At 70.0% G+C, this 15,252-nt stretch carries 19 protein-coding genes; 9 read left to right on the forward strand and 10 right to left on the reverse strand.

Going from position 1 to position 15,252, the window contains the following annotated elements; translation table 11 throughout:
- Window position 1: 1 nt before the first annotated feature.
- On the reverse strand, window positions 2–901 hold the full coding sequence (locus VG899_01220; protein ID HWA64974.1) for a 1,4-dihydroxy-2-naphthoyl-CoA synthase: 900 nt from the start codon (window positions 899–901) through the stop codon (window positions 2–4).
- Between the two features lie 19 nt (window positions 902–920).
- A complete protein-coding gene (locus VG899_01225; protein HWA64975.1) occupies window positions 921–1,814 on the reverse strand; it encodes an alpha/beta fold hydrolase in 894 nt (297 codons plus the stop codon).
- A gap of 79 nt (window positions 1,815–1,893) precedes the next feature.
- On the opposite strand from VG899_01225, the gene VG899_01230 reads away from it, so the two are divergent.
- Window positions 1,894–2,238: a YciI family protein gene (locus tag VG899_01230; GenBank protein HWA64976.1), complete on the forward strand. Its 345-nt coding sequence runs from the start codon at window positions 1,894–1,896 to the stop codon at window positions 2,236–2,238.
- A gap of 13 nt (window positions 2,239–2,251) precedes the next feature.
- The gene (locus VG899_01235; protein HWA64977.1) at window positions 2,252–3,553 is read left to right on the forward strand and encodes a sigma-70 family RNA polymerase sigma factor; all 1,302 of its coding nucleotides are present in this window, start codon (window positions 2,252–2,254) and stop codon (window positions 3,551–3,553) included.
- A 27-nt stretch (window positions 3,554–3,580) separates the two neighbouring features.
- Here VG899_01235 and VG899_01240 read toward each other — a convergent pair whose 3' ends face one another.
- Window positions 3,581–4,927, reverse strand: a complete 1,347-nt coding sequence (locus VG899_01240; GenBank protein HWA64978.1) for an alpha/beta fold hydrolase — start codon at window positions 4,925–4,927, stop codon at window positions 3,581–3,583.
- 52 nt (window positions 4,928–4,979) lie between these two features.
- On the opposite strand from VG899_01240, the gene VG899_01245 reads away from it, so the two are divergent.
- Genes VG899_01245 through VG899_01265 form a run of 5 tightly spaced genes read left to right on the forward strand, consistent with a single transcriptional unit; the run spans window position 4,980 to window position 9,348 of the window.
- Window positions 4,980–5,501: a methylated-DNA--[protein]-cysteine S-methyltransferase gene (locus VG899_01245; protein ID HWA64979.1), complete on the forward strand. Its 522-nt coding sequence runs from the start codon at window positions 4,980–4,982 to the stop codon at window positions 5,499–5,501.
- A 37-nt stretch (window positions 5,502–5,538) separates the two neighbouring features.
- Entirely contained in the window at window positions 5,539–6,183 is a 645-nt protein-coding gene (locus VG899_01250; GenBank protein ID HWA64980.1) for a TetR/AcrR family transcriptional regulator, read from the forward strand.
- A gap of 4 nt (window positions 6,184–6,187) precedes the next feature.
- Window positions 6,188–7,318, forward strand: a complete 1,131-nt coding sequence (locus tag VG899_01255; GenBank protein ID HWA64981.1) for a phosphotransferase family protein — start codon at window positions 6,188–6,190, stop codon at window positions 7,316–7,318.
- Between the two features lie 12 nt (window positions 7,319–7,330).
- Window positions 7,331–8,437 carry a hypothetical protein gene (locus tag VG899_01260; GenBank protein ID HWA64982.1) on the forward strand — a complete coding sequence of 369 codons (1,107 nt, stop codon included), beginning with the start codon at window positions 7,331–7,333 and terminating at the stop codon, window positions 8,435–8,437.
- Window positions 8,434–9,348, forward strand: coding sequence for an NAD(P)-dependent oxidoreductase (locus VG899_01265; GenBank protein ID HWA64983.1), 915 nt, complete (start codon window positions 8,434–8,436; stop codon window positions 9,346–9,348). Before VG899_01260 ends, VG899_01265 begins: the two co-directional genes overlap by 4 nt.
- Window positions 9,349–9,354: 6 nt before the next feature.
- Here the strand turns inward: VG899_01265 and VG899_01270 are convergent, their stop codons facing one another.
- The 5 genes from VG899_01270 to VG899_01290 are packed head-to-tail and all read right to left on the reverse strand — an operon-like array spanning window position 9,355 to window position 13,162.
- A complete protein-coding gene (locus tag VG899_01270; GenBank protein HWA64984.1) occupies window positions 9,355–9,687 on the reverse strand; it encodes a hypothetical protein in 333 nt (110 codons plus the stop codon).
- Between the two features lie 56 nt (window positions 9,688–9,743).
- Window positions 9,744–10,814 (reverse strand): nitronate monooxygenase family protein, encoded by a 1,071-nt coding sequence (locus tag VG899_01275; GenBank protein ID HWA64985.1) that lies wholly within the window; start codon window positions 10,812–10,814, stop codon window positions 9,744–9,746.
- Entirely contained in the window at window positions 10,814–11,557 is a 744-nt protein-coding gene (locus tag VG899_01280) for a CoA-transferase (GenBank protein ID HWA64986.1), read from the reverse strand. The genes VG899_01275 and VG899_01280 overlap by 1 nt, the downstream gene beginning before the upstream one ends.
- Window positions 11,554–12,402 (reverse strand): CoA-transferase, encoded by an 849-nt coding sequence (locus tag VG899_01285; protein ID HWA64987.1) that lies wholly within the window; start codon window positions 12,400–12,402, stop codon window positions 11,554–11,556. The genes VG899_01280 and VG899_01285 overlap by 4 nt, the downstream gene beginning before the upstream one ends.
- On the reverse strand, window positions 12,395–13,162 hold the full coding sequence (locus tag VG899_01290) for an enoyl-CoA hydratase family protein (GenBank protein ID HWA64988.1): 768 nt from the start codon (window positions 13,160–13,162) through the stop codon (window positions 12,395–12,397). The genes VG899_01285 and VG899_01290 overlap by 8 nt, the downstream gene beginning before the upstream one ends.
- 49 nt (window positions 13,163–13,211) lie before the next feature.
- On the opposite strand from VG899_01290, the gene VG899_01295 reads away from it, so the two are divergent.
- Together VG899_01295 and VG899_01300 are read left to right on the forward strand one after the other, a co-directional pair.
- Window positions 13,212–13,961: an SDR family oxidoreductase gene (locus VG899_01295; protein HWA64989.1), complete on the forward strand. Its 750-nt coding sequence runs from the start codon at window positions 13,212–13,214 to the stop codon at window positions 13,959–13,961.
- Window positions 13,962–13,987: 26 nt separating this feature from the next.
- Window positions 13,988–14,668 (forward strand): TetR family transcriptional regulator, encoded by a 681-nt coding sequence (locus VG899_01300; GenBank protein ID HWA64990.1) that lies wholly within the window; start codon window positions 13,988–13,990, stop codon window positions 14,666–14,668.
- A 4-nt stretch (window positions 14,669–14,672) separates the two neighbouring features.
- Here the strand turns inward: VG899_01300 and VG899_01305 are convergent, their stop codons facing one another.
- Together VG899_01305 and VG899_01310 are read right to left on the reverse strand one after the other, a co-directional pair.
- Entirely contained in the window at window positions 14,673–14,849 is a 177-nt protein-coding gene (locus VG899_01305) for a hypothetical protein (GenBank protein ID HWA64991.1), read from the reverse strand.
- A gap of 37 nt (window positions 14,850–14,886) precedes the next feature.
- On the reverse strand, window positions 14,887–15,252 hold a 366-nt coding region (locus VG899_01310; protein ID HWA64992.1), incomplete at its 5' end, for a hypothetical protein.

Genomic DNA, 15,252 nt, shown 5'->3' on the forward strand with positions numbered 1-15,252 from the left:
GTCAGTAGTACCAGGGGTAGTTCGACCAGTCGGGGTCACGCCGCTGTAGGAACGCGTCGCGACCCTCGGCCGCTTCGTCCGTCATGTAGCCGAGCCGGGTCGCCTCGCCCGCGAACAGCTGCTGACCGACCAGCCCGTCGTCGATCGCGTTGAACGCGTACTTCAGCATCCGGATCCCCATAGGGCTCATCGCGTTGACCTTTGCGGCCCATTCGAGGGCGACGCGCTCGAGGTCGGCATGGTCGACGACCGCGTTGACCATGCCCATGCGATGCGCGTCCTCGGCGGAGTACTCCTCACCGAGGAAGAAGATCTCGCGCGCGAACTTCTGACCCACTTGTCGAGCGAGGTACGCCGATCCGAACCCCCCGTCGAAACTGGCGACCTTGGCGTCGGTCTGCTTGAACTTCGCGTGCTGCCGGCTGGCGATCGTCAGGTCGCACACGACGTGCAGGCTGTGGCCGCCGCCGGCCGCCCAGCCTGGTACGACGGCGATCACCACCTTCGGCATGAACCGGACCAGTCGTTGCACCTCGAGGATGTGAAGCCGCCCCGACCGCGCCGGGTCGATCGTGTCGGCGGAGTCGCCTTCGGCGTACTTGTAGCCATCTCGGCCGCGGATGCGCTGGTCACCGCCTGAGCAGAACGCCCAGCCGCCGTCCTTCGGCGACGGCCCGTTGCCGGTGATCAGGACGCAGCCGACGTCGGCGGACATCCGCGCGTGGTCGAGTGCGGCGTAGAGCTCGTCGACGGTCGAGGGCCGGAACGCGTTGCGGACCTCTGGCCGGTTGAAGGCGACCCGGACCGTGCCGGACGCCCGCGCCCGGTGGTAGGTGATGTCGGCGAAGTCGAAGCCGGGTACGACGTCCCACGCACCGGCGTCGAAGATCTCGGAGACCACGCGAAAAGGTTAGGCGCCGCTACGGCGTGAGGATCCCGGCGGTCCCGAGGAAGGCCACCTGGTCGGCCGCGACCTGCGCGGCGAGCGGGCGCTTCAGCAGCGCGAAGTGGTCCCCGTCGTAGCGGTGCAGCTCGCCGCGAGGCGCGCGCTCCGCGAGCTTCTCGACCGCCTTGTTGGAAGTCGTCACGTCGCTGTCGGCAAGGCCCACCCACAGCGGCTGCTGGACGCGACGAGCCTTCGCGACCGGCCGGAAGGTGGCAACCAGCAGGAAGATGCCCGGGGTGACCTCGTTGCGCCAGGTCGACTCCTGCGGCGCGCATGCCCTGAACCCGGCGAGCTCACCGGGCTTGGTCAGCGCAGCACGCCCTCCCGGCTCGGCCGCGACGGGGATGAGCACCCCGCTGCCGGCCAGGCTGGCGACAGCGCGCGGCACGATCCAGGCGCTCACCGACGGCGGCGTACCCAGCGCGCGGGCCACCCCGTCGACGAACGGGCAAACCGCGATCACGGCGGCCAGCGCCGGGTCGCCGGCCGCCAGCTCGACCGCGAAGCCTCCGCCGAAGGAGAACCCCCAGGCCACGACCCGCGCCGCGTCGATCCGCTCGTCGGCGCGCGCGAACCCGACCATCGCCCGCCAGTCGGCGCGCTGCGCCCGCATGGCGAACTTCTGCCGAGGCTGGCCGCCGGAGTCCCCGAAGTAGCGATAGTCGAACGCGAGCACCGCCACGCCCGCCGCGACAAACGCTTCGGCGTACGGCGCGAAACCGTCGTGACGCGTCATCGAGAAGCCCTGACCCATCACGACGCACGGATGCGGCCCCGGGCCCTCGGGCAGCAGGAACCACGCTGCCAGCGAGGTCTCACCCGAAGCGACCTTCACCTCTTGCGCCTGGCGCCAGATCTCTTCGGTCACGCTGTCGATTCTGCGTTACGCCGAGCGTCGTCATGATGTAGGTCCGGGAGCGCGGACCGCTGAGCGAGAGGACATCTCCATGTCGCAGTACCTGATGCTGGTCTACGAAAGCGAGGCCAGCTTCGCGACCGCCGACGAGGCCACGCTGAACGAGATCATGGGCGGCCACAACGAGTTCTGGAACAAGCACCAGTCGGCGATCGCCGGCGGCAACGCGCTGGAGCCCACCACGACCGCCACGGTCGTACGGCCCAGCGGCAACGACTTCACGGTCACCGACGGCCCGTTCGCCGAGACGAAGGAAGCTCTGGGCGGCTACTACCTCGTCGAGGCTGCCGACCTCGACGAGGCCATCGCCATCGCGAAGGACATCCCGGCGAAGTTCGGCTGCATCGAGATCCGGCCGATTCGCGTCTTCGGCTGAGGTCTCCCATTTCGTGACCGACCCGGTCGACGTCGCCGTCGCCGTCGCCGACGCGCATCGTCGTGAGTGGGCCTTCGTGGTCGCCGCGACGGTGCGCGTCGCCCGAAACATCGACCTGGCCGAGGAGTGCGTGCAGGACGCCTACGCCAAGGCCCTCGAAGCCTGGGCGCGCGAGGGCGTACCCGCCAAGCCGGGTGCGTGGCTCACCACCGTCGCCCGACGCCGCGCCACCGACGTGCTGCGCCGCGACGCCCGCTTTCAGCAACGCATGCCGCTGCTCGTCGAAGACGGCACCGGCCCCGACCCGGCAGAGTCCGAATACGGCGCGGAGATTCCCGACGACCGGCTTCGCCTGATCTTCACCTGCTGCCACCCGGCGCTGGCGCAGGAGTCACAGGTAGCGCTCACCTTGCGCCTGCTGTGCGGCCTGACGACGGCCGAGGTGGCGCGCGCGTTCCTCGTGACCGAGCCGACGATGGCGGCGCGGATCACCCGGGCGAAGAAGAAGATCAGTGCGGCCAAGATCCCCTACCGCGTGCCACCGCCCGAGGAACTGCCGGAGCGGCTGAGCGCGGTGCTCGCCGTCGTACACCTGCTCTTCACGACCGGCCACACCGCCCCGGCGGGTGAACGCCTCGTCCGCGGCGACCTCGTGAGCCGCGCCACGGACCTTGCCCGGATGCTGAACGGTCTGCTGCCGGGCGATCCGGGCGTGAGCGGTCTGCTGGCGCTGATCCTGTTGACCGACGCGCGTCGCCCCGCACGCACCGACCGGACCGGTCGCCTCGTCCTGCTGGAAGCCCAGGACCGGACGCAGTGGAACGCTGCCGCAATCGGTGAAGGTCTCGCGCTGGTCGCGCAGTCGATCAACAGTGGCCGCCCCGACCGCTACGCGCTCCAGGCGGCGATCGCGGCGGTCCATGCGAGGGCGACGACCTGGGAGGACACCGACTGGGACGAGGTCGTGCGGCTCTACGACGCGTTGTGCGAGCTCTGGCCGTCGCCGGTCGTGGCACTCAACCGCGCCGTCGCGGTGAGCCTCGCCCGAGGCCCGCAGGCCGGGCTCGACGCGCTCGCCCAGATCGAGACAGCGCCTGCGCTGCGCGGCTACGCCTACCTACCGGCCGCCAAGGCGGACATGCTCGCCCGGCTCGGCCGCACCCGCGAAGCGGCCGCGGCGTACGAGTCCGCGATTGCGCTCACCGACAACGAGGTCGAGCGCGAGTTCCTGCGCAGCCGCCTTGCCCGAAGTAGCACACAACGTCACCTCGGAAACGGACACGAGGCGTACGGCGGGACAGATCTCAGCACTTAGTGTGCTACTTCGGGCGAAGCGGCGGCGTCAGACGGCGTCGACGGCGAGCAGCACCCAGGTGCCGTCGACGCCCTTGAGCGTGTGGGCTCCTCGATCGGTCAGGGAGAACCCGCCGCCGAGCACCAGGTCACGCACCGTGCTGGAGACGAGCACCTCGCCGGCGCCGGCCGCCGCCGCCACACGCGCGGCGACGTGCACCGCGAGACCGGCGATGTCATCACCACGACGTTCGATCTCGCCCGCGTGCAGCCCGGCCCGGATCGGGATCCCGGCCTCGGCGGTCGCCGCCATCATCGTCTGCGCGGCCCGCACGCCACGGCTCGGGATGTCGAACGTCGCAAGGAACCCGTCGCCCGTCGACTTCACCGGCGTACCGCCGTGCCGTTCGATCTCCTCGCGGATCAGCCGGTCGTGCCGGTCGAGCAGCTGCCGCCAGGTGGCGTCACCGAGCTCGGTCGCGCGTCGGGTCGAGTCGACGATGTCGGTGAACAGCACCGTGGCGAGCATCCGCTCCGCGACCTGTGAGACCCCTACTTTCCCGGTGAGGAAGCGCTCGGCCGCCGCGATGACCGGCTCGGCGTCGCCGACCCACGGCACGTGGTCGAAGCCGGCCAGCTCCACCAACTCCGCCCCCTCGATGTGTTCGGCGAGGTAACGACCGTGCGCCACGTCGACGATGAGCTCGTCGCTGCGATGGATGACCAGAGTTGGTGCGCTGATCGAGGACAAGACACTGCGTACGTCGATGTCGCGGATGTAGGCGAACGCGTCGCGGACTGCGCCGGGGCTCGCGCTGGCGCGCTCGTAGCCGGTCACCCACCTGCGGAAGCCGGCGTCGTCGGCGAGGCTCGGCATCCACATCGGAGTGAGCAGCGAGTCCGGCGTCGCCCACTTGTCCACCGCGTCCGCCGTCAACAGGTCGAACGTCGCCGCATCCAGGCCGTGCGGGTAGTCGGGTGCCTGGGTGAACCGGGCGCCGGTGCCGATGAGCAACAGCTTGTCGACCCGTTCCGGGTACGTCGCGGCGAACATCATCGCCATCGGACCGCCCTCTGAGATCCCGCCGAGGGAGGCGCGTTCCAGCCCCACCGCGTCCATGACGGCGCGGATGTCGTCGATCCGCTCTTCGATGCTGTGGAAGCCGCTGCCGCGATCTGACAGGCCGCTGCCCCGCTTGTCGAAATGGGTGACGGTCGCGAAGTCACCGAACCGCTGCAAGAAGCGGGGGTAGAGCCCGGTCGGGTCAGCCCACAGCGCCTCGATGTTCTGGACGAACGGCGGTACGCCGACCAGCGCTGGGCCACTGCCCCAACTCTGGAAGGCGATGTGCACGTCACCGCTGCGGGCGTACCGGATCTCGGGGATCGATTGCATCGGGCAATTCTGCGGCCTGCGGGCGGAAAACCTGTCGGTGGCAGGCGGCAGCATGGACGGCGTGGGGATGAGCGTGTTCTCGACCGCGATCGGTGACTGCGGCATCGTCTGGAGCGACGCGGGAGTGTGCGGCGTCCAGCTCCCGGAGGCGAGCGCCGAGGCGACGAGATCTCGCATTGACCGCTACTGGCCCGGCGCGTGTCCGGCACCACCGACCCCGGCCGCGCGCCGCGCGATCGACGGCATCACGGCGCTTCTCGCCGGCACGCCCGACGCGCTGCGCGATGTCGAGCTGGATCTCGCCGGCGTCAGCGCCTTTCGCCGGGAGGTCTACACCGTCGCTCGCACTGTCGGACCCGGCGACACCATTACCTACGGCGAGATCGCAAGCCGGATCGGCAGCCCGCACGCGGCGCGAGAGGTAGGGCAGGCGCTGGGGGCGAACCCGGTGCCACTGATCGTGCCGTGCCATCGGGTGCTGGCCGCCGGCGGCAAGCTCGGCGGGTTCTCGGCACGTGGCGGCGTGACCACCAAGTCCCGGCTCCTCGCGATCGAAGGCGCCTCACTGTTCTAGCGTTGCGTTACAGCACGGAACGTAATACGTTGCGGCGGTGTCTTGGCGAACAGGGCCGGGCCAGGCTCAGCACGTCGAACCCGCCGGGTCCGACGAACCGGCCGAGGAGCCGGCCCGCGTCGGGCGCCCACGCGATCCGCGCGTCGACGACGCCATCCGCGCCGCCACTCTCGAGCTGCTCGTCGAGGACGGCTACCAGGCAACCACCATCCAGGCAATCGCCCGTCGGGCGGGCGTCAGCGCGCCGAGTGTCTACCGGCGCTGGTCGAGCAAGGCCGAGCTGATCGAGGAGGCGGTCTTCCCGAGCGGCCTGCTCGCCCCGCAGCCGATCACCGGGGACGTCATCACCGACCTGCAGCCGTACTGCCTACAGATCCTCAGCTATCTCGCCGATCCCCCGATCCGCGCCGCGATCCCCGGCCTGCTCGTGGAGTACCAGATCCACCCCGAGCTGTGGCGGCAGTCGATGGAACGCAGCTTCTTCCCGATGCGGCGGTCGTTCGACGCTTACCTCGAGCAGAGCGGGCGTACGCCGATCGTGTCCAGCGACGCCCTGTTCGACGTGATGCTCGGCGCGCTGTTCACCCGCGCGCTGAACGAAGGCGCAGACAACGCCGAGGAGTTCGCCGAATCCGTGGCGCGGGTCGTCACGGCGGCGCTGCGGCCGGCGAAGGGGGCGTGATCCGATGACCGAACCGGTCGAGATCGAGCACATCACCATGAAGGTCTCGAGCCGCGATCCCGAGCAGGTACGCCGCAGCCTCGAGAGCTGGATCGCGACCCAGCTCACCGGCGCCGCGGACGTCACCGTCTGCGACCTCGAAGGCTCCGAGGCAAACGGCATGTCCAGCGACACCGTGCTGTTCCGGGCCCGCTGGAGCGACGGCGACGGCCCGCACGACGAGCGTCTCGTCGCGAGAATCGCCCCCGCGCTCACCGACGTACCCGTCTTCCCGAAGTACGACCTACAGGCTCAGTACGACGTCATCCGCTCGGTCGCCTCCCTCACGAAGGTGCCGGTCCCGCGTCCCTGGTGGTGCGAGCCCACCGGCGCGGCGATGGGTGCGCCGATGTTCGTGATGAGCCGGGTCGACGGGCTCGTCCCGCCGGACGTCATGCCGTATCCGTTCGGCGACAACTGGCTCTACGACGCCACCCCCGACCAGCAGCAGCGGCTGCAGGACTCGACGGTGGAGGCCATCGCGGCGCTTCACGACATCACGGACGCGCCTTCCCGTCTGCCGTTCCTGGAGCGCGACACCGCCGGCGACACCCACCTGCGACGGCACTTCGCCTACACCAAGTCCTGGTACGACATGGCGCGCGACGGCGGCACCCGCTCGGAGCTGGTGGAGCGGACGTTGCGCTGGCTGGAGGCGAACTGGCCCGCCGACGAAGGGCCGGCCGTGCTGTCGTGGGGCGACGCCCGCATCGGCAACGTGCTCTACGACGACTTCCACCCCGCCGCACTGCTCGACTGGGAGATGGCCGGCCTCGCTCCGCGTGAGCTGGATGTCGCCTGGCTGGTCTACGCCCACCGGGTCTTCCAGGACATCACGACGATGCTCGGGCTGCCCGGGATGCCGGGTTTCCTGCAGCCCGCCGACGTAGCGGCGAAGTACGAGTCGCTCACCGGCCACGCGCCGCGCAACCTGCGCTTCTTCATGCTCTATTGCGCGGTGCAGTGGGGGGTCGTGTTCCTGCGGACGGGTGCCCGCCAAGCACACTTCGGCGAGATCGAGATGCCGGCCAACGTCGACGAGCTGATCCGCAACAGCGTCCATCTCGAGTCACTGCTCGACGACATCACCGACTAGGGAGACGCCACCATGCCGGTCGCGCTCGACGAATACCCGCTGCACCAGACGCCGCTGTCGATGCGATACGTCGCCAGCAGTGACCGCAACTTCTACGACCGCTGCTACTTCAACGCTCACGACCGCACCGGCGAGGTCTTCCTCATCACCGGAGCCGGCATCTACCCGCAGCTCGGCGTGAAGGACGCCTACGTAGTGGTACGCCGCGGCGATCTGCAGCACGTCGTACGCATGTCCGACGCGCTCGACGACGAGCGGATGAGCTTGGCGGTCGGACCGTACCGGATCGAGGTGGTCGAGCCGTTGCAGCAGATCCGGCTGGTGTGCGACGCGGACCACGCCGGTATCGGCTTCGACCTCACCTGGCGGGGATCATTCCCGGCGATCGACGAGGAACGGCATCTGCTGCGGACCGGCATCCGCCCGATCCTCGACACCTGGCGGTTCGCCCAGCTCGGCACGTGGGAAGGCGAGATCCGCGTCGCGGGCGACACCCTGCGGGTCGCGCCCGACACATGGGTCGGTTCCCGCGACCGGTCCTGGGGCATCCGCCCGATCGGCGAGGCCGAACCGGCAGGCAAGCCGATCGAGGGCGCGGCGGACTTCGGCTTCTGGTGGCTGTATGTCCCGGTGAGGTTCGACGACTACGCGATCGTGCTGATCGCGCAGGAGGACGGCAACGGCCACCGCACCCTCAACGACGCGGTACGCGTCCATCCCGACGGCTCGGTCGACCAGCTGGGATGGCCGCGGGTGAAGATCCACTACGAGTCGGGCACCCGGATCCCGCAGGGCGCCACGATCGCGATGACCGAACCGGACGGCAGCCCGCTCACGATGGAGGTCGACTGCCTCGGTCACGTGCCGCTGCACGTCGGCTGCGGCTACGGCGGCGACCCGGACTGGGCGCACGGCTCGTGGCGCGGCCGGGACTGGCTAGAGGGCGCGACGTACGACTTCACCGATCCTGCGGTCGCCGGTCGTACGCCGTGGGGCGTCGTCGACCACGTCGGGCGGGCGAGGATCGGCGGCGACATCGGATGGGGTCTGTTCGAGCACGGCACGATGGGCCGGCATGCACCTAGCGGGTTCCACGACTTCGCAGCGGTCGCGCCATGACCGGCCTGCGCGGGAAGCGAATCCTCGTCACCGGAGTCACCAGCGAGGTCGCCAAACCGGTCGCGCTTGCCCTCGCCGAGGACAACGAAGTGTTCGGCGCGGCCCGCTGGAAGGACCCGGCAACCCGCGAGCCGTTCGAGGCGCGCGGCGTGACGCCGGTCTTCCTCGATCTGGTGAAGGGCGACCTGTCGCAGCTGCCGGAGCAGGTCGACTACGTGGCGCACTTCGCCGTGATGAAGAGCGGCAAGTGGCCGGTCGATCTCGACGGCAACGTCGGCGGCCTGTCGCTGCTCATGGAGCGCTACGCCGCCGCGACCGCGTTCCTGCACTGCTCGACGTCGGCGGTCTACGAGCCGCACCCGCACACCGAGGCCCACGAGGACTCGCCGCTCGGCGACAACCACCGCGCGTACTACCTGGAGACGTACTCGATCTGCAAGATCGCCGCCGAGGCGGCGGCACGTCACGGCGCAAAGCGTTACGGCCTGCCCACCACGATCGCGCGGCTGAACGTCCCGTACGGCGACGGCTGGGGCTGGCCGATGTTCCATCTCGCGCAGATGACGGCGGGTCAGGACGTCGCCTTGCACGAGGTGCAGCCCAACGTCTTCCAGCCGATCCATTCCGACGACATCGTGGCGATGGTTCCGCGACTGTTCGAGATCGCCGGCGTACCGCCGACCACCGTCAACTGGGCAGGCGACGAGCAGGTCAGCGTCGAGGAGTGGACGGACTATCTCGGTGAGCTGACCGGCATCACGCCCCGACGGTCGGTGTCCGAGCACTCGCTGGCGAGCGGGCGCGTCAACCTCGACCGGATGCACGAGCTGGTCGGCCACTCAACGGTGCACTGGCGGGACGGCATGCGCCGGATGGTCGAGGCGTCACGCCCCGACCTGCTCAACCCCTGATAGAAGTCAGTGGGTGACCGGCAGACCCAGCGTCGCGCAGTCGGTGATCACCTTGAACCCGGCGCCCTGGCCGGTCAGCAGCTGCGCCGCCGCGCCGGTACCTAGCCCTGCCGCCGCGCCGACCTGCGACTCCTGAGCAGCGGCGGCCTTCTCGTCGGCGGCGAGGGTGGCGTATGCCGAGTTGGCTGCGGCCGCTTCCGCGGCGTAGTCCGCGGCCTGCTGACCGGCGGACTGGCACGCCTTCGCGGCGAGCGCGTGGCCGGTCGGCTCCTTGCTGCCGCCGCAGCCAGCGGCGAGGCCGGCGAACAGCACCAGCGCTACGACTGAACGGGTCCTCACCGACTCATGATCGGCAACTCGCGCGCCCCAATGAAGTGGGCGGACGGCACATGCGCTCAGGTGAGGCGGGCAAGGACGTCGGAGGCCTCGGCGACCACCCGGTCGATGAGGTCGGCGCAGCTGGGCAGGTCCTCGATCATCCCGACCACCTGGCCGCTGGCCATCACGCCGAGATCCACCCGGCCGTCCACCATCGCCGCGCGCAGCAGCATCGGCGTGTTGCCGGCCATCAACACCTGGCTCCAGGTCAGCTCCTGGGTCTTGCGCATTGCGGCACCTTCGCGAACCATCGCGCGCCACGTCACCCCGGCGTCCTTGCGGAACCGCGCGGCGTTGCGGAACGCGCCCACGAAACGGCGCAACGTCGAGGACGACTCGAGCGCGTCGACCAGGTCGCTGCGCAACACCCGGTGCGGTACGCCGTCGACCTGCCTGGTCACGACCGTCTCGGCGACCGACTTCGACAGGTACACCTGCTTGACCGCCTCGGGGACGGGCGAGTCACTGGTCAGCAAGAACCGGGTCCCCATCGCGATGCCGCTGGCGCCGTAGGCAAGGGCCGCGACGAGCCCGCGCCCGTCGAAGTACCCGCCGGCCGCGACCACCGGCACCTGGTCGCCGACGGCGTCGACCACCTGCGGTAGCAGCAGCGAGGTCGGGACCGAGCCGGTGTGGCCGCCACCCTCGCCGCCCTGCACGAGCACCGCGTCGACGCCCCAGTCCACGACCTTCTCGGCGTGCCGCTTCGCCCCGATCGACGGCATGACGAGTACGCCGCCGTCCTGCAGCCGCGCGATGAGGTCCTGCTTCGGCGCCATCGCGAACGACGCGACCCGCACGCCCTCGCGGATCAGCAGCTCGACCCGGTCGCCGACGTCGGGCTGGTCGGCGCGCATGTTGACGCCGAACGGCGCGTCGGTGCGCGAGCGCACCTCTTTGACGGCGAGCTCGAGCTCCTCGAACGAGATCGTCGCCGCCGCGAGGATCCCGAGCCCACCCGCCGCCGACGTCGCGGCGGCCAGCTGCGGGGTCGCCACCCACCCCATGCCGGTCTGCACGATGGGGTAGCGGACGCCGACCAGGTCGGTGAACCGGGTCGTCAGCGCGGGATGCACCTGCGCGGCCATCAGGCGGCCGGGACTTCCTTGTTGCGGTCGCCGCGCGGGTCGAGCTCGTCGATGATGTCGAGCTCCTGCGCGGTCGGTTCGCGCGAGATCGGTACGTCGTCGGGGACGACGAGCTCGAACCCGGTCGCCGCCACGACCTCCTCGACCGACACCCCGGGGTGCACCGAGCGCAGCCGCATCCGGTGCTCGGCAGTTTCGAAGTCGAGCACGCAGAGGTTGGTCACGACGTGGCGAAGGCCGTGATAGCGAGTCGCGCCCGGACCGGCGGCCGCGGCGCGGTCGTAGCCGACCCCGGTCACGACGTCGACCGCCTCGACGAACACCCGAGTCGAGTGGTTGGGCACCCAGTACGACGTCACGTTGTTCACGGTGTTGCCAGGCGCACCGCGGAAGCCGAGCAGCTGGGACTTCGGCCGCTTCATCTCACCGATCGCGGCGAAGTTGTGGTTGCCGTGCCGGTCCAGCTGCGAGCCGCCCATCATCACGTGCCGGCGACCGGACCAGACGATGTCGAACATCGACCGGTAGGGGTTCCACGCCTCGACCACGCCAGTCGCGTCGGTGAGCATCGCCTCGCCGTCGGTCATGACCAGGTCGGGCTCGAACGAACGGCGAGCCAGCAGACCGCCGATGCGCGGGATGGTGCCGATCGGGTTCGCCACGATCTCGCCGTCACCGCGGAAGCACTCCGCCACGGCGACGCAGCAGATGTCCGCTCGGGTGATCTCGCGGGCCCCGCTCATCGCGCCGCCACCTTGCGCTGATAGTCGGCCTCACTGATGTCCACCCAGTCGGCGCGCCACTGCTGCCAGGCCTCTGCGGAGGTGGCGCTTGCGGCGTACTCCTTCTGGAAGAACTCGTCGCGCTCGTAGTCCGGCGTGCACGACGTGAAGTGCGCACCGTTCGGCGTCTCCACGACGCCGTCGGTCCACAACCGGCTGATCCGCTGCGTGTGGTGCGACCCGAAGCTCGCGAACTCGGCGGTCGGGACGAGCCGCTCGCAGCTGACGAACGACCGCGCCGCCGCCTGGCACATCAAATCGTCGAAGTACAGGTCCGGCCCGAGGAACTGGGCGTTGCCCGCGGCGTCGGCGCGGTTCTGGTGGATCAGCGCGACGTCGAGGGTCAGTGCCGGCATCGCGACGAGCTCTTCACCGTCGGCGTACGGCGAGACGACGGTCTTGATCTCGGGCTGCTTCGCGACGACGTCCGACCCGAGCCCGACCCGGGTAGGCAAAAACGGCACCCGCCACGCCGCCGCCTGCAGCCCGAGCAGGAACATGCCCTCGTCGAGCTCGAGCGCGTCGACAGTTCCCGCCTGGCGGGCGAGCCGGAAGTGTGGTTCGAGGGCGATCGAGTCCAGCGACACGAAGGCGAACACGACCCTGCGCACCATGCCGGCCGCGCACAGCAGGCCGACGTCGGGACCGCCGTACGACACGATCGTGAGGTCCTTCAGCGACGACCGCAGCATCGCGCGTACGACGGACATCGGCTTGCGGCGCGACCCCCAGCCGCCGATCCCGATCGTCATCCCGTCGCGAAGCTCGCCGACGATCTCCTCGATCGTCGTCCGCTTGTCAGGCATCCTTCGGCTTCTCCCAGGCGTCACGCTTCTCGACGAACGAGTCGCGCGCCTTGTCCGAGACGCCGGAGAGGTTGAGCTCGAAGGTGAAGCCCTGCTCGTAGCGGTAGGAGCGCTTCACGTCGACCGGGTCGATGCCGTTGAGCGAGGCCTTCGCCGCGCGCATGACGATGGGGTCGATCGCCGCGATCTGCAACGCGACCTCACGAGCCGCAGCGCGCAGCTCGTCGCGGGGCACCACTTTCAACACCGACCCGTACGCCGCAAGCTCCTGCGCGGTGGCGCGCTCGGCGGTGTAGACCATGTGACGCATCTTGTGCTGCGGCACGAGGCGGGACAGATGAGTGGCCGCACCGAGCGCGCCCTGCTTCACCTCGGGCAGGCCGAACGTCGCGTCGTCGGAGGCGACGATCACGTCGGCGTTGCCGACCAGCCCGATGCCGCCACCGAGGCAGAAGCCGTTGACCGCAGCCACGACCGGGACCGGGCAGTCGTAGACGGCGCCGAACGCCGCCGCGCATCCGTGATTGGCGCCGAGCAGCGCGTCGAAGCCGTCGGTCGACTGCATTTCCTTGATGTCGACGCCCGCGTTGAAGCCCTTGCCTTCGGCCGCCAGGACGACCGCGTGGACGTCGCGGTCCCGCCCCGCGGCGGCGATCGCGTCAGCAAGCTCGAACCACCCGGCAACGGTCAACGCGTTGACGGGGGGAGCGTCGACGACGATCTCCGCGACGTGGTCGCTGACCGACGTAGTGATAGCCACAGAGCGCCATTTCTGATGGGTCGTCAGATTCGGTGCAACCATATATCTCGTGGCGGTCGAGCTTGCGGGGCGCGTGGTCGTCGTGACCGGCGGCACGAAAGGTCTCGGCCGCGGCATCGCCGAGGCCTTCAGCGAGGCGGGTGCACACGTCCTGGTCTGCGCCCGCAGTGAACCGACGGCGCCGATCGGACACTTCGTGGCGGCCGACCTGCGCGACCCGCAGGCGGCCGCGGCTGTCGTGCAGACCGCCGTCGCCGAGTGGGGCCGGCTCGACGTCGTGGTCAACAACGCCGGCGGGGCTCCCCCGGCGCCGGCCGCGGACGCGTCACCGAACTTCGTGTCGAAGGTCCTCGCGCTCAACCTGCTCGCGCCGCTCTACGTCGCGCAGGCGGCGTACCCGGTCATGGCGGCGCAACCCGACGGCGGCTCGATCATCAACATCGGCAGCCTGTCCGGACACCGCCCGTCCCCCGGGAGCTCGGCGTACGGCGCTGCCAAGGCGGGCCTGGCCAACCTCACCGCGACCCTCGCGATGGAGTGGGCGCCGCAGGTGCGGGTCAACGAGGTGATGGTCGGCTATCTGGAGACCGAGCAGGCGGGTCTGTTCTACGGCGACGAGGCCGGGATCGCCCGCGTCGCCGCGACCGTGCCGATGCAGCGACTCGCCACCCCGGCAGATGTCGCGGCCGCCTGCCTGTACCTCGCCTCGCCGGACGCCCGCTTCGTGACGGGGGCGAGCCTCGCCGTCCACGGCGGCGGCGAACCGCCACCGTTCCTCTCCGCCGCGTCACATGAGTGAGACGGCGAGCGTTTACGATCGCGGCCATGGCGAAAACTGACGCCTCGTCAAAACCCGCGCGGACGTCGCGAAACGCCCCGCTGCGCGCGGTGGACGGGCGGGTACCCGGGCGCCGCGGGCTCGCCACCCGCAAGAAGCTGGTCGACTGCACGATCGATCTGCTGGCATCGTCGTCGTACCGCGATCTGAAGGTGACGGACATCACCAGGGCGGCCGGCACGTCGCCGGCGACCTTCTACCAGTACTTCGTCGACCTCGAAACCGTCCTGCTGGCGGTCGCGGAGCAGGCCGTCGAGGACGGCCAGCAGCTCGTCGAGCTCATCGCGGGTCGGCCGTGGAGTGGCAGCGCGGGCGTCACCAGTGCGGAGCAGCTCGTCGACGGCTTCCTCGAGTTCTACCGCAGCCACCGGCCGACCCTTCGGGTCGTCGACCTGCTCTCAACGGAGGGCGACCGCCGGTTCCGTCACCTGCGGGTGCTGATCCTCAACGGCATGACGAAGGCGCTGGCCGCCGAGATGACGAAGGTCCGCGGCGAGGACGACATCGATCCGATGGCGATGGCCGGTGCGCTGATCGGCCTGCTCCCCCAGATGGCGGGCCATCAGGGCGGCTTCGAGGCGTGGGACATCCCGTTCGCCGACGTCCGCGAGGCCATGATCCGCCTCATCTACTGGGGCGTCACGAACCCCAGGATCCCGAAGCGCTGACGCACTAGCGGCGGCTCGACGGCTCCTCGGCCCGTTCATCCTCGGCCTCGGCGCGGCGCTCCGCACCGGACTGGCCGGCGTCACCGGACTCATCCGCCCCGGCTCGCCCGACGTACTCGCCCCGGGTGGTCGCCTGGTCGCCGGCGAAACTGACCTCGTCTTCGTCGCCCTTGCGCTTCATGCAGCGTCGATGCCCGGTTGACCGCGGACCATGCCGGTCAGCGCGCCGCGTCCCCCGGCTGGTCGCACATGGCGGCGAGGGCGCACAGCGGTGCCACGACCGCGCCGAGCAGGACGGCGAACAGCACCTGGAACATCACGAAATGCGGTGCGGCGGCGCCGTTCCTGGCAAGCAAGACGACACCGAGCACGTCGAGCGGGCCGAGCACCGCCAGCGTGACAACGCCGAAGCGAGCACCACGCAGCCACGGAGTAGGCGCGCACATCCAGCGCCACAGCCGTGATCCGAACAACGGCTGGATCGCCGGCAGTGAGCCGGCGTCGATCTCCTTGCGGACGGCAGGGGTGACACCGACCGCGGTGAGCAGCGGCAGAAAGAACAGCGTCCCGAGCGAGTTGTAGAG

Source organism: Mycobacteriales bacterium (assembly GCA_035550055.1).
GTDB lineage: Bacteria > Actinomycetota > Actinomycetes > JAFAQI01 > JAFAQI01 > DASZTV01.